Below are 14,273 nucleotides of genomic sequence, written 5' to 3'. Positions count from 1 at the left end.
GCGCCGACGCGCGGCGGGTCTGACTCGGGCTGTGCGGACGCCATTAAATAGCAATTGCGAGCAACTTTCGTGATGTTTTTCCTGCTTCCCTGTTCGCTCCGTCGCCCCTAAGCTCGGACCCCCATGCGTCCGAAGCCCTCATGAACTGGAACTTCCGCGTCCTTCGCGGGTTGGCCCGCCTCACTTTCGCGCAGCAGCTGATCCTGCTGGCGCTGGTGCCGGCGGCCCTGGCCACGCTGGCGGCCATCGCGGTGCTGACGCGCCAGCACCTGGGCAACCTCACCGAGCTGATGCGGGCCAATGCGCAGACGGTGGCGCTGCAGGTGGCCACGGTGGCGCAGGCCCCGCTGGCGCGCATGGACCGCCGCGCGCTGCAGCGCACCGCCCAGTCGGGCACCTACCAGCCGCATGTGCAGCAGGTGCAGATCTGGACCGAGGACGGCGAGATCGTCGCCAACTCCGAGACCACCGACCGCGCGCGCGGCGAGGGCCTGCAGGTGGTGGTGCCCATCGTCGGCGACGACGGCCGCCACAACGGCAAGGTGATGGTCGAGATCAGCCTGGGCGCGGTGCAGAGCGCGCGGCGCTCGGTCTGGCTCAACGTGACGCTGGTGCTGGCCTTCAGCCTGGTGGGCGTGGGCCTGGCCGGCTGGTGGGCGGCCCGGCGCATCAGCGAGCCGATCCGCGCGCTGGGCAAGGCGGTCGACCGGCTGGGCGCGGGCGAGGACGCGAGCGTGGTGGTCGAGGGCACGTCGGAGGTGCGCCACCTGCAGCACGGCTTCAACCAGGCCGCGCGCGCGCTGGCAGAAAGCCACCGGCTGCTGCAAAGCCGCATCAACGAGGCCACCGCCGAGCTGGCGCGCAAGAACCAGCAGCTGGAAGTGGCGAGCCAGGCCAAGACCCGCCTGCTGGCCGCCGCCAGCCACGACCTGCGCCAGCCGCTGCATGCGCTCACGCTGTTCTCCGACGGGCTGGCCAACGGCGAGACCGACCCGCTGAAGCTGCAGCGCATCGGCCACATCCGCGAGTGCGTGGATTCGCTGGACCGGCTGTTCTCGGAGCTGCTGAACCTGTCGCAGCTCGACGCCGGCGTGCTGCAGCCGCAGTGGGCCGACTTTCCGCTGGACCGGCTGTTCGACGAGATCAGCCGCAACTTCCGCCCGGTGGCCGAGCAGCAGGGGCTGCGGCTGGTGGTGCGCAAGACAGATGTCTGGGTGCGCTGCGACTACGTGATGCTCTCGCGCATCCTGAACAACCTGGTGTCGAACTCGCTGCGCCACACCATCGAGGGCGGCGTGCTCATCGGCGCGCGGCGGCGCGGCAAGGGCGTGCGCATCGACGTGGTCGACACCGGCGTGGGCATCGCGCCGCAGCACCAGGCGCGGGTGTTCGAGGAGTTCTACCAGGTCGAGCCCACCGGCCGGCAGGCGGCGCGCGGCGCGCGCGGCATGGGGCTGGGCCTGGCCACGGTGCAGCGGCTGGCCGACCTGCTGAACACGCGCGTCGAGCTCAGCTCGAAGCTGCACAAGGGCACCTGCGTGCGGGTGCTGGTGCGCTCGGCGCCGGCCGCGCTGCCGGCGCCGGCCCTGTCGGCCGCCCTGGCCGGCATCGAGGAGGAAGAAAGCCTGGCCAACGTGCGCATCCTGGTGATCGACGACGAGCGCACCATCCTCGAAGGCCTGGCCGTGGTGCTCGCCAACTGGGGCGCCGAGGTGCTGCCCGCGCAGACCCGCGCCGAGGCGCTGGCGCTGGCCGACGGCTGGGCGCAGCCGCCCGACGTGGTCATCAGCGACCTGCTGCTGCAGGGCGGCGACAACGGGCTGGACGTGATCGCCGCGCTGGAGCGCCACCCGCACGGTATCGGCCCCGGCACCGCTCGGCTGCTGGTGACGGGCGAGACCAAGCCCGACCGGCTGCGCGAGGTGGCGAACGCGGGCATCACGGTGCTTTACAAGCCGGTGTCGCCGCGCGTGCTGCGCCAGGCCATCCAGGCGCAGCGCGCGGCCGCGGCGGCGCTGCTGGCGGACGTCTGACGTGACGGCAAGCCCGGGGTAGGTGTCCGGGTAGTCCATCGGACATAGGCCGTGCGGCTGCCGCACAGTGAAATTCGTCACACGGGCAGGCCGCCGCGGGCCCTGACATAAGCCCTCCGCCTTATCGCAAGAAGCAGGGGCCGTCCTTACATTGGATCATCGCCCCTTGCTGCGGATGCAGTCCATGTTCGCTGTCGTGCCCCACATCTTTGCGCTGTTCCGAGGACGTCCAGGACGCCACGGAAAGCCGCGTGGGCGCGGGTCGATCCAAGCCGGGCTGGCGCTCGTGCTCGCATCGGCGACAGGGCTCGCGGCCGCCTCGAGCCTCACCGTGCTGATGGGCGACGACATTCCGGCGTCCTCGGAGTTCGTGCAGCAGTTGCGCGCCGACCAGGAACCCGGCAGCCGCTTCGACCTGGTGCGGCTGCCGTCCAGCGGGGCCGCGCCTCCTTCTTCCACAGCGGAACCGCAACTGTCGCTGGACGCCGGCACAGACCCCGAGCGCGCCGCCAACGCCGGCGTGCGCACCCGCGGCCTGCGCGGCGCATCGGCCGACGCCCCGCTGACGATGGCCATCGGCCCCGCCGCCGCGCGTGCGGCCATCGACCGGCCGGGCCAGGAGCCGCTGGTGCTCGCGATGCTGAGCCGGCTCGACTACGAGACGCTCAAGGCCGCGAGCCCTGCCGCCTTGCGGCGCGGCGACCGCCGCGTGGGCGTGCTGCTGCGCGACCCGGCCATGACCGACCAGCTCGCGCTGATGAGCGCGGTGCTGCCGCAGAAGCACCGCGTGGGCGTGGTGGCCACGCCCGAATCGGAGCCGCTGGTGCGCGAGCTTCAGCGCGCAGCGCAAGTGGCCAACCCGGCGTGGGACGTGCGCGTCGAATACGCGCCCGACGCCCGCTCGCTGGCCGCCGCGCTGCGCACCGTGGTGCCGCAGAGCGACGCGCTGATGGTGCTGCCCGACCTGATCGGAGACAACCAGGCGGCCACGCTGTCGGTGCTGCGCGCGGGCGCGGGCGCGGGCCTTCCGGTGTTCGGCACCAGCGAAGGGCTGGTGCGCTCGGGAGGCCTCGCGGCCGCGGTGTCGACGCCCTCGCAGCTCGCGCATCAGGCAAGGCTGCTCGGCCAGAAGGTGGCGGCCGCGAACGCGAACGGAAACAACAACAACGGCCCGCTGGTGGAAGCGGCAACGCCCGCCAGCGTGCGCATCAACGCCACCGTGGCACGCGGACTCGGCCTGCGTCTGCCGGAGGAACGGGAGCTGACCGAGCGAATCGCGGCGCCCCGATGAGCACCGCCGCGAGGCCCTCCGAAGGCACGCCGCAGGCCGTGGTGGTGGACGACGCCGCGCCGGAAGCGGTGCCCGCCGCCTTGCCGCCGCCGCACACCCTCATCGTGCGCGGCAACCTGCAGAACGACCTGTTCCGCCTCGGCGTGGTGCCCTGCGCGGCGGTGGCGCTGGCGCTCACCGGCTGGTTCACGCACAGCCGGCTGCAGACGCTGGAGGCCGCCTTCGACGCCGAAGGCCAGGCCGTGGCGCGGCAGGTGGCCGCCATGTCCGACCTGAGCCTGTACGCGGGCGACGTGCCCGCGCTGCAGAACGTGGCCAACGCCGCGCTGCGAGGCGGGCAGGTGACGCGGGTGGAAATCAGCAACAGCGCGGGCGTGTTCGTCACGGCCGGGCCCAAGACCAACTCGCTCGCGCGGCTGCGCATGTTCACCTCGCCGGTCACGCTGCGCGAGGCCTCGCGCGCCAGCGCCTTCGCGCCCGCGGGCTCCACCGCGGCGGGCGACACGCCCATCGGGCTGGTGCAGACCTTCCGCGACACCACCGCCTACACGCGCGAGCGCAGCCGCTCGCTCATTGCCGGCATCGGCATCGCGATGGTGGCGCTGATCGCGGCCTGGGCCTCGGTGCGCCACATGGCGCGCACGGTGGCGCGGCCGCTGCGGCGGGTGTCGCGCACCGTGGCCGCGCTGGAGGCCGGGCAGTTTGAGGTGCGCTGCGGCGTGGTCGAGGGCGGCACGCGCGGCACGCACGAGCTGGCGGTGCTGGCGCACGACATCGACCGCCTGGCCGAACGGCTGCAGCACAACCGCCAAGTCAGCGAGGAGCGCGTGCGCGAGGCCACCGCCGTGGCGCTGCAGCGCATGGCCGAGGCCGAACAGGCGGCGCTGTCGCGCGCGCGCTTCCTGGCCGCGGCGAGCCACGACCTGCGCCAGCCGCTGCATGCCATGGGCCTGTTCATCGACGGCCTGCTGCCGGGCGCCACGCCGGCGCAGCGCCCGGCCGTGCTGCGGCTGCAGGAGAGCACCGAGTTCATGGGCGTGCTGCTGGACGACCTGCTCGAGATTTCGCGGCTCGACGCGCAGGTGCTGACACCCGCGATCACCAAGGTCTCGCTGGCCGCGCTGTTCGACCAGATCGATGCGCAGCATGCCGCCACCGCGGCCGAGGCGCGCGTGCGCCTGCACTGGAGCGACCGGGGCCTGGCGGTGCGCACCGACGCGGCGATGCTGCGGCGCATCGTCGGCAACCTGGTGAGCAACGCGCTGCGCCATGCGCCCGACGGCGGCACCGTGCTGGTGGCCGCGCGGCGCTGCGCGGCGGGCGTTCGCATCGAGGTGCGCGACAACGGCGTGGGCATCGCGCCCATCCACCAGGGCCGCATCTTCGAAGAGTTCTACCAGGTGGCCAACACCGAGCGCGACCGCCGCCGAGGCTTCGGGCTGGGCCTGGCGATCTGCGCGCGCATCGCCACGCTGCTGGGCACGCGCATCACCGTGCGCTCGGCGCTGCAGGCCGGCAGCACCTTCGCCTTCACCCTGCCCGCCGCGCGCGCCGCCGACGCGGTGCAGCCCGAGCCGCCGCAGTTCGCGCCCACGCCGCTGGCCGGCCTGCGCTGCCTGGTGGTGGACGACGACCCGGCCATCCTCGACGGCAGCCGCACGCTGCTGGCGCAGTGGGGTTGCCAGGCCGAGTGCGTGACCACCGGCGCCGAGGCCATCGCACGGCTGGGCGGCGGCGACGTGCACTACGACGCGGTGCTGTGCGACCTGCAGCTGGCCGGCGACGACGACGGCGTGGACGTGCTCGACGCCGCCAAGCGCCTGCAGCCCGATGCGCTCGCGGTGCTGGTGTCGGGCGCGACCGGGCCCGAGGTGCTGCAGCGGCTGCGCCAGGGCGGCGTGATGCTGCTGACCAAGCCGGTGGCGCCGGCCAAGCTGCGCGCCCTGCTCACCACGCGGCGGCAGGTGCACGCGAGCTGAGCCGGGGCACAGCTCAGGCGGCTGCTTCGCCCTGCGAGAACTGCCGGCGGTACGCCATCGGCGACACCTTGAACGCCGACAGGAAATGCTTGCGCAGCGACACCGCCGAGCCGAAGCCCGCGCCGGTGGCCACGCGCTCGACCGGCTCGTCGGTGGTCTCCAGCAGCCGCTGCGCGAGCGCCAGGCGCTGGTTCTGCACCCACTGGCCCACCGTGGTGCCGGTGGATTCGCGAAAGCGCCGCGTGAAGTTGCGCCGGCTCATGAGCGCGCGGCGCGCGAGGTCGTCGAGCTCGTGCGGCTTGTCGAGATGTTTGCCGAGCCACTCCAGCAGCGGCGCGAGCCGGTCGCGCTCGCCGGTGGCGGGCACCGGCTGCTCGATGTACTGCGCCTGGCCGCCCTGCCGGTGCGGCGCCACCACCATGCGGCGCGCGGCGCGGTTGGCAGTCTCGGCGCCGTGGCGCACGCGCAGCAGGTGCAGGCAGCAGTCGATGCCAGCGGCCGTGCCGGCGGAAGTGAGCACGCTGCCGTCGTCCACGTACAGCACCTCGGGCTGCAGCCGCACCTTCGGATACTGCCTTGCGAAGGCCGGCGCCAGCTTCCAGTGCGTGGTGGCGGGCCGCCCGTCGAGCAGGCCCGCCTCGGCCAGCACGAAGGCGCCCAGGCACAGCCCCACCACCGTGGCGCCGCGCCGGTGCGCCGCCTGCAGCGCGCGGATCAGCGCGGGCGGTGCCGCCGCGCAGTCGTCGCGCCATGACGGCACCACCACGATGCGCGCATGGCGGATGGCTTCCAGCCCGTGTTCCACGCCCAGCGTGAAGCCCGCGTTGGTGCGCAGCGCGCCGGGCTCCGGCGCGCACACCCGCAGCCGGAAACGCGGCGCGCCGGTTTCGGTGCGGTCTTCGCCGAAGACCATGCAGGGCACGGACAGGTGGAAGGGGCTGATGCCGTCGAACGCGACGACGGCGATGGTTTCGGCGGCGGTGCTGGGCATGGCCCGATCTTATCGACGAATGGCTTTCGGGCCACTTTCCGGAAGCGGGCCGGGCACGAAGAATCGGGCCATCCCAAGCACAGCCACCCAAGGAGCCTCAATGACCGCCACCACCGCCCCGCGCCGCGCCCTCGTCGTGATCGACGTGCAGAACGAATACTTCGAAGGCGGCGGCCTGCCCATCGAGTACCCGCCCGTGCAGGACACGCTGCCCAACGTGACCGCCGCCATGGACGCCGCCCGCGCCGCCGGCACGCCCGTGGTGGTGGTACGCCACCATGCACCCAAGGGCGCGCCGGTGTTCCAGGCCGACAACCACAACGGCCAGCTGCACCCGGAGGTCGCGAAGCGCCCGCACGACCACCTCGTGACCAAGAGCCTGCCCAGCGTGTTCGCCGGCACCGACTTCGCCGACTGGATCGCCCGCAACGGCATCGACACGCTCAGCGTGGCCGGCTACATGACGCAGAACTGCGACGCCTCCACCGTGTACGAAGCCCTGCACCGCGGCCTGGCGGTCGAGTTCCTGTCGGACGCCAGCGGCGCCCTGCCCTACGAGAACGCGGCGGGCAAGGCGAGCGCCGAGGAGATCCACCGCGTCTTCAGCGTGGTGTTCCACAGCAACTTCGCGGCCGTGACCACCACCGCCGCGTGGATCTCCGCGCTGCGCGAGGGCCAGCCGCTGGCGAAGGACAACGTCGTCATGTCCAACCGCCGCGCGCGCGGCCTCTGAGCGGCGGCCTCAGAAGTCCGAGCAGCCGTTGCGCTTGTCGGTGTCGACGCAGCTCGAGAGGTTGGGCCGCGAACGCACGCGCGACCATTCGCGCGCCAGCACGTCGCCGCCCTGCGCGGCGCGGTCGCCGTCGAGCGGGCCGGTTGCGAAGCAGATCGGCGGCGGGCCCATGTTGCGGTCGTACAGCCAGGTGCTGGGCAGCTCGCGCACCACGTCGGGCAGCTGCAGGTTGGGCGCCGCGGTGACGAGCAGGTTGCCCGGCACCACGTTGACCGCATAGCCTTCCGCCGACGTGAACGTGCCGTTGATCGGGTACAGGCCCGGCAGGCTGCCCGGCAACGCCGGCGAACTCATGGTGCCGGCGAAGCCGCGCCCGGTGTCGCCCAGGATCAGCCCGCCAATGCCGTAGCTGAACAGCGGGTTCGGAAAGCCGAAGGGCCGGCTCGCGTCGCCGATGACCACCGTGGCCACCGGCTGCTGCGCATAGATGAAATGGTTGGCCCCGGCGGGAATGCTCACCGCGCACAGGCCCGAGTAGGCGCAGTGGTACAGGTTGGGGTAGATGCCCGAGCCCTGCAGGCCGCCGCGCGTCTCGCCCACCCAGGTGTCGGCCCACACGCGCCAGGGCGCGCCGGTGATGGTGTAGCCGCCCAGGTTCTGCAGGCGTGAACCCGCCACCAGGTCGGTGCCGTTGGTGCTGCTCACGTTGGTGCCCAACAGCAGGTCGCCGCTGAGCGTGCGAACGAACACGGTGTCCGCAGCCATCGAGGTGGCCGACGCCACCTGCGGCGCATTGCCAGCCGCATCGAAGCCGGTGACGGACACCGACCCCAGCTGCACCGTGTCGACATCGACATAGCGGAAGGCGCCCGCCGCGCCGCCACCCACGGTGGCCGCGCTGACGTTGTTTGCGGCCTGGTCGAGCAGCACGCTGCCGCCGGTGGAGCGCGCCATGAGCGTGCCGGCCGTGATGGGCGCGGCGGCGGTCTGCGTGATGCTGCCGCGCGAGAGCAGGCCGATCTTCGGCGCGGTGAGCGCGCCGCCGAGGTTGATGTTGCCGCCGCCCTCGTTCTGCAGCGTGAGCGCCGAGGACAGAGACAGCGGTCCCACCACGTCGATGTCCGCCGCATGCGCGTTGCTGCCCACCACGATGGTGGGCGCGTCGAGCCGGCCGAACTCGTCGGCCGACAGCGCGAAGCCGGTGGCCGCCGTGCCGCCCAGCGTGACCGGGTTGGCCGTGCGGTCCACCGCGTTGCCGCTGGCCGCGTCCACGCCGCCGGGGCGCAGGTTGAGCACCCCGCTCGCATGCACGTTGCCGCCGATGGCGATGGCGTCGCTCGTGCCGTCGTTGCTCGCGCGCAGCACCACGTCGCGGTTGCCGATCACCTGCGCGCCCTTGACGATGTTCACGCCCGTGCCGTTGGCCTGCGACTCGCCGGCGATGTCGATGTTGCCCACGCCCAGCGTCGTCACCAGCGCGTTGCCCGCCAGCAGCACGCCGCCCGACGATGCGTCCTGCGGACCGGGCGTGACGAGGCCGCGGATGCCGATGTTGCCGTCCACGCTGCGCAGCGTGGCGCCGTTGATCTCCACGCTCTGCACCGCCAGTTGCGACTGGCTGTAGGTGTAGCTCGCGCCCACGCCGAGGATGTCGATGTCGCCGCTGGTCGTGAGGATCTGGCTGGGCGTCGAGCCGCCCTGGATGCGCACGCCGTCGCCGTGCTGGCCCACGCCCGAGATCGACACGTCGCCGGTGCTGCTCTGGATGCTGATGCCCGTGAGGTCGACCGTGGCCTGCGTGTTGAAGATGGAGGCCGGCAGCGTGCGCCTGCCGCTGATCCGCACCGAGCCGCCGGGTCCGGCGTCGCCCAGCGCGGTGGTGCGGGTGTCGATGCTGGTGCCGTTCATCGTGATGGCCGGCGTGCTGCTGGCGCCGGCATCGGCGTTCATCGTCACGTTGCCGCCGTTGGTGTTGATGACGCCGTTGTAGTTGATGGCGCCGCCCTGCCCGCCCACGCCCGCGTTGAACACCACGTCGAGCGCGCCCGAGTTCGACTGGATGCTCGCGCCGCCGCTGGTGCCGATGCTGTGCGCCGCGTCGAGCTCGAAGGTCAGCGGCGCGGCGCCCTTGCTGCGCACGATGGACGCGCCGGCCGCGAAAGTGATGTTGCCGGCCGCCGGGTTGCCGCCGGTGCCGGTGGTGATGGTCACGCTGGTGCCGCCGTCCAGCGCGGCGTTGATGTCGCCGTCCTGCACGGTCGAATTGGCCAGCGGATCGAAGGGGTTGCCCGTGAGGCTGCCCGAGGCGGTGCCGTGCGCGATGGTCACGTCGTACGGGTCGATCACCCATGAGCCGGCGGTGCCCATCGGCGCCGAGGCGTCGACGCGCAGGCCCAGCAGCTCGAAGTGCGGCGCCGAGGTCTCGATGGTGCCGCCGTTGCCGCCCGCACTGCCGCCGCGCGCCGACAGGCTGCCATAGCCGCGCAGCGTGTCGCCCGCGATCACGCGCACCGTGCCGCCGTTGCCGCTGGCCGAATTCGCATCCGCGCGCAGGCTCGCCGATGCGTCGATGGCGATGGCGTTGCTGCCCCGGATGTCGATGGTGCCGGCCTGCCCGGCGCCGCCCGCGTCGATGGTGGTCAGGTCGCTGTACACGTCGCTCACCAGCACGTTGCGCCCGGTGACGGTGACCGTGCCGCCGGCGCCGGTGGTGCTGGAGGTGTCGATCAGCGCGTTGGTCGCGCCGGGCGGAAGGTCGCCGCGGCTGAGCACGCGCGCCACGGTCACGTCGCCGCCTCGGCCGTCGATCGACACGCTGCCGCCCTCGGCGCGCACCGTCTCGCCGGCCTCCATCGAAATGCTGACCGCCGAGGGCGCCTGCCCTTGCGTCACGCCCCCGTTGCGCACGCTGAAGCCCTGGCCGCCCGCGGTGCCCGCGATGGAAATGTCGCGCCCCTTGCCGGCCGTGATGCTGCCGCCGTTGATGGCCACGCCGTCGCCCGCGCCGTAGCCGACGCCGGTGCCGTTGTTGGCGGCCTGAGCGGAAGTCATGAAGGCGTCGCTCGCAGCAAGGCCCTGCAGGTTGGCGCCGGTGCCGTCGATGCCCACGCGCCCGCCGGCGTCGATGACCGCGCCGCGCAGCGTCACACCGGCCGTGACGGCCACCGTCACGTCAGGCGCCGACATGCTGCCGTCGGGCCCGTAGGGCGTCACTGTGCTGCCGTACACGGCGCCCGGGTCGTCGGTCGTCCAGCTGCGCGAGCTGCCGATCACGCTGACGTCGCCGCTGCCGGTGCGCAGCTGCGTCGCACCGCCTTCGGTGCCGGCCAGCAGCACGCCGTTGGCGCCGATGCCGCTCTGGCCGTCGATGGCGATGCCGCCGGCGCCGGTGCTCAGGCTGCTGCCGCGCACCTCCACGCCGTCGGAGCTGACGTAGTAGTCGGCCGTGCCGTTGGCCTGCCGGCTCGCGCCCTGCCCGCGCAGCACGATGACGCCGCTGCCTCCGCATCCGCCCGCGCCGGTGGCGCAGGTCGAGAGCGAACTGTCGGTGAGCGTGATCCCGGCCACGCCGCTGCTGTTGCCGCCGTCGTCGACGGACATGCCACCGACCGCGCGGCCGGTGTCGGCATTGCCCTGGCCGTAGAAGCGGATGCTGCCGCCGTTGGTGGCGATGCTCGCGTTGTCCATGCGGATGGCGCCGCCGATCTCGTTGGCGTCGGCATTGGCGTCGAAGTTGACCGCGAGCGCGCCGGCGGTCGACTGGATCGACGCGCCGCTGTTCATGGCGATGCCGTTGGCCGAATCCACCGTGAGGCGCGCGTCGCGGCCTTCGGACTTCAGGACCTGCACGCCGTCCTGGAACACCACGTCGGAGCTGCCCTCGGAGAGCGCCGTGCGCAGGTTGACGTCGGTCGCGCGGCCCAGCGTGGCGCCGATGGCCGATGCGCTGACGTGCGTGCCGTTGCCCAGGTCGGCGTAGCCGTTGGGGTCATAGGCGGCCGCGTTGCCGTCCACGTTCAGCGTGCCGCGCGCCAGCGCCGTCCAGCTGCCGTTGGCGCCGCCCGTGCCGCCCGCCGCGTCGATGCGCGCGGTGTCGGTCACTTCGAGCTGGTCGCCCGAGGTGGCGATGGCGCCGCCGTTGCCGCTGCCCGCGCCGCGCGCGGAAAGGCTGCCTGAGATGTGCGTGGAAGAAGCGTCGATGCCGATGCTGCCGCCGGTGCCGTTGGCGCCCGTGGCGTTGGCGGAGATGGCGGCGTCGGGCGCCATGCTCACCGCGCGCGAAGCCTGCACGGAAACCGTGCCGCCACCGCCGGTGCCGCTGGCGTCCACGCTGGCGCCGCTGGCCAGCCGGATGTAGTCGCCGCGCAGCGTCACCGAGCCGCCTGTGCTGCCCGAGGCACCCGCCTCGCTCGCGCCGGTGCCGGCGTCGATGGTGCCGCCTATCCGCACCTCGTTGTTGCCGCCGGGCGCACGGCTGGCGTCGAGCACGATCTCGCCGTTGCGGGTGGACAGCGAGCGCGCCTGGATCACGCCGGTCTGGCTCACCACCAGCTGGCGCGCGTCGACGTTCGCCGCCGCCATCAGCACCACGCGCCCGCCGTCGGCCGCGACCTTGCCGCTGTTCGCCAACTGCGCCACCGCCGTGGGGTCGGCGGCCTGCAGGTCGGCGAGCTTGAACTTGGTCTGGCCGTCGGCCGGAATGTTGAAGGTGGTGAGGCCGTCGCCGTCGAAGTCGAGGTTCAGCGTCACCTTGCTGGCCGACACCAGACCCACCGAGCCGCGCGCGACGTTGATCTCGCCCTCGTTGCGCACCACGCCGCCCAGCAGCGCCACCGTGCCGCCGGGCGAGGTTGTGGTGATCGACGCGCCGCCCTCCACCTTCACCTGGGCCATGCTGCCCTCGGGGCCGAAGAAGAGCAGCTGCTCGTTCCTGCCGATGGCCTTGTCCTCCGAGCCGGCGGGCATGAAGTTGCTGTTGGCGATGTCGAGCGTGGACGCCACCAGCCCGCCCACGTTCACCGATGCGCCCTTGCCGAAGACGATGCCGCTCGGGTTGATGAGGAACACGCTGCCGCCCGGCAGGTTCGGGTTGCCCGCGAGCGTGGTGCGCAGCGCGCCGTCGATGCGCGAGGCCTGGATGCTCATGCCGTCGCCCACCACGCGGTTCAGCAGCACGGCCGAGGTGCTCGGCTGCGAGATGCTGACCAGGCCGCCCGCGCCGATCGAGAAGCTCTGCCAGTTGACGATGCCGCGCTGCAGCGGCTGCACGATGTTCATCGTGCCGACGCCCTGCGTCATCGTGACGCCGCCGGCAATGGGCGTGAAGCCCGAGGGCAACACCTGGGCCATGGCCGGCGCGGCGCCCGCGCCCACACCCGCGCAGACGAGCGACAGCGCGAGCGGGCGCAACTGAAGCCGCCGTTGAGAAAACCGGTTGCGTTGCTTCATGGTCAGAACGCCTTGATGAGCTGCACGTACAGGCGCGGGTTGCGCCCGCCGCCGTCCGTCAGCGCGGGCGGCGTGCCGGCGCGCCAGGCCAGCGTCGCGTTGATCGAGAAATTGCCCGGGCGCGACCAGCTCAGGCCCACGCCGTAGCCGCGCAGGCTGTGGCTGTTGATGCCGTCGTAGGGCGTCGGGTTGCGCACGATCTTTCCGTGCGCGGCGTCGTAGAAGACGAAGGGCGTGAGTTCCTCGTTGAACGACCAGCGCCACTCCACGGTGCCGATCAGGCCCTGGTCCACCAGCAGTTCGCCCGAGGGGTAGGCACGCACGGCGCGCGCGCCGCCGAGCGCGAGTTTTTCCGAAGCGTCGAGGTTCTTGCTGGCCCACTGGCCGCCCAGCGACAGGTACAGCGAATGGCGCGGCACGATGGCCTGCAGGCGCGAGAACTGGAAGCTCAGCTTGGTGAAGCCGCCCTCGGTGTGGTGACCGGTGATGCCGCGGTCGAAGTCACGGCTCTCCGGATCGCGGATCGACAGGTTGCCGTGGTACAGCGTGCCCGAGCTGGCCCAGTAGCCGCCGCCCAGCAGCTCGTCGCGGCGCTCCCAGGTCCAGCCCAGGCTCAGGCCGTTGACGCGCTTCTTCGACGTGAAGTCGGCCGCGCGCAGCTCGTCGGTCAGGTCCTTCACGTCCACGCCCAGGCGCAGGAACAGGTTCTGCTGGCGCTGGCGGATCACCGGGTAGCTCAGCGAGAAGTCGAGCACGTCGGCGCGGCCGCGCGCGTCGAGGTCGACGAACTGCCCGCCCAGCTCGTAGCTCACGCGCGACAGACCCACGCCCGCGCGCAGCCCGCTGGTGCCGATGGGCGCCTCGTAGGCGATGCGGCCGAACTGCAGCGCGTTGCTGTCGGACACCATCAGGCGCATGTCCAGGTTGTCGCCGATGCCGAAGGGGCTGAGCCAGCGCGCGGTGCCGCCCACGCGGTAGCGGCCCGATTCCTTGGTGCCGTAGTTGTCGCCCTCGGCCGTGAAGGCCCAGCGCGGCGCGGGCGCCACCTCGACCGACAGGTCGGTGGTACCGGCCTGCGTGCCTTCCTGCAGGCCCGACGAGACCTTGATGCCGGGCTGGTCGGACAGCAGCAGCATCGCGCGTTCGTAGGCCGGCGCGCTGACGGCTTCGCCAGGCTGCAGCGGCGCAAGGAAGCCGCGCACGCGTGCTTCGGCGATGGGCGCATCGGGCGCGACGACGACGTCGACCTTGCCCAGGCGCCCTTCGATGACGCTGATCTCGACGATGCCGTCGCGCACGGTCTGCACGGGCACCACGGCTTGCGCGAGGAAGTAGCCGCGTTCCTTGTAGCGGGCGGTGATGGCCTTGGCGAGTTCTTCCAGGTCGGAAAGCGTGACCTCACGGCCGATGTAGGGCGAGGTGATGGTTTGCAGCTCTTCGTTGCTCAGCGCCTTGACGCCGTTGAGGCGCAGGTCGTTGAGCCTGAACGATGCGCCGGCGGGTTTCGGCGGTGCGGGCAGGCTTTGCGGTGCGACCGTGCCTGGTGCTTGTGCCAGGGGCCGATCGCAAGTGCCGCAGGGGTCTTGTGTGGAGAGCAGCGTGTCGGGTACGGCCTCTGCTGCGTGCGTGCGTTGGGTTGCCAGCAGCAGCGCCGCGCTCACCAGCGTCGCGGCTGCGAAGGCCGTAGGGGTCAGGGAGTGGCGGGCTTGCATCTCAGTGCTCTGAACGCTCGCGACGGCGGAGTGCCTTGCGCAGCGAAATAAAGGAGGAGCCCGAAGGGCGGGGGACATTCGCGGAG

At 72.3% G+C, this 14,273-nt stretch carries 7 protein-coding genes; 4 read left to right on the top strand and 3 right to left on the bottom strand.

Going from position 1 to position 14,273, the window contains the following annotated elements; translation table 11 throughout:
• Window positions 1-140: 140 nt before the first annotated feature.
• The 3 genes from L3V85_RS05485 (at window position 141) to L3V85_RS05475 (ending at window position 5,303) form a co-directional block, all read left to right on the top strand.
• Window positions 141-2,033, top strand: coding sequence for an ATP-binding response regulator (locus tag L3V85_RS05485; protein WP_237678393.1), 1,893 nt, complete (start codon window positions 141-143; stop codon window positions 2,031-2,033).
• A gap of 286 nt (window positions 2,034-2,319) precedes the next feature.
• Window positions 2,320-3,324, top strand: a complete 1,005-nt coding sequence (locus tag L3V85_RS05480; RefSeq protein WP_237678392.1) for an ABC transporter substrate binding protein — start codon at window positions 2,320-2,322, stop codon at window positions 3,322-3,324.
• The gene (locus tag L3V85_RS05475; RefSeq protein WP_237678391.1) at window positions 3,321-5,303 is read left to right on the top strand and encodes a hybrid sensor histidine kinase/response regulator; all 1,983 of its coding nucleotides are present in this window, start codon (window positions 3,321-3,323) and stop codon (window positions 5,301-5,303) included. Before L3V85_RS05480 ends, L3V85_RS05475 begins: the two co-directional genes overlap by 4 nt.
• 13 nt (window positions 5,304-5,316) lie before the next feature.
• Here the strand turns inward: L3V85_RS05475 and L3V85_RS05470 are convergent, their stop codons facing one another.
• A complete protein-coding gene (locus L3V85_RS05470) occupies window positions 5,317-6,294 on the bottom strand; it encodes a GlxA family transcriptional regulator (protein WP_237678390.1) in 978 nt (325 codons plus the stop codon).
• A 100-nt stretch (window positions 6,295-6,394) separates the two neighbouring features.
• Between L3V85_RS05470 and L3V85_RS05465 the strand changes: the two genes are divergently transcribed.
• Window positions 6,395-7,027, top strand: a complete 633-nt coding sequence (locus L3V85_RS05465) for an isochorismatase family protein (protein ID WP_237678389.1) — start codon at window positions 6,395-6,397, stop codon at window positions 7,025-7,027.
• A gap of 9 nt (window positions 7,028-7,036) precedes the next feature.
• On the opposite strand, the gene L3V85_RS05460 is transcribed toward L3V85_RS05465, so the two are convergent.
• Window positions 7,037-12,475, bottom strand: coding sequence for a filamentous hemagglutinin N-terminal domain-containing protein (locus L3V85_RS05460; RefSeq protein WP_237678388.1), 5,439 nt, complete (start codon window positions 12,473-12,475; stop codon window positions 7,037-7,039).
• Between the two features lie 2 nt (window positions 12,476-12,477).
• On the bottom strand, window positions 12,478-14,187 hold the full coding sequence (locus tag L3V85_RS05455; RefSeq protein WP_237678387.1) for a ShlB/FhaC/HecB family hemolysin secretion/activation protein: 1,710 nt from the start codon (window positions 14,185-14,187) through the stop codon (window positions 12,478-12,480).
• Between the last annotated feature and the right edge of the window lie 86 nt (window positions 14,188-14,273).

The organism is Variovorax paradoxus (genome assembly GCF_022009635.1).
Classification (GTDB): Bacteria; Pseudomonadota; Gammaproteobacteria; order Burkholderiales; family Burkholderiaceae_C; genus Variovorax.
The sequence above is the reverse complement of the archived record's forward strand: the minus strand, read 5'-3'. Positions and strand labels throughout refer to the sequence as shown.

Bases quoted from the DNA above. Each gene is read 5' to 3' on its own strand.
- L3V85_RS05475 (WP_237678391.1), top strand. From the start codon at position 3,321: ATGAGCACCGCCGCGAGGCCCTCCGAAGGCACGCCGCAGGCCGTGGTG.
- L3V85_RS05470 (WP_237678390.1), bottom strand. From the start codon at position 6,294: ATGCCCAGCACCGCCGCCGAAACCATCGCCGTCGTCGCGTTCGACGGC.
- L3V85_RS05455 (WP_237678387.1), bottom strand. From the start codon at position 14,187: ATGCAAGCCCGCCACTCCCTGACCCCTACGGCCTTCGCAGCCGCGACG.
- L3V85_RS05460 (WP_237678388.1), bottom strand. From the start codon at position 12,475: ATGAAGCAACGCAACCGGTTTTCTCAACGGCGGCTTCAGTTGCGCCCG.
- L3V85_RS05465 (WP_237678389.1), top strand. From the start codon at position 6,395: ATGACCGCCACCACCGCCCCGCGCCGCGCCCTCGTCGTGATCGACGTG.
- L3V85_RS05485 (WP_237678393.1), top strand. From the start codon at position 141: ATGAACTGGAACTTCCGCGTCCTTCGCGGGTTGGCCCGCCTCACTTTC.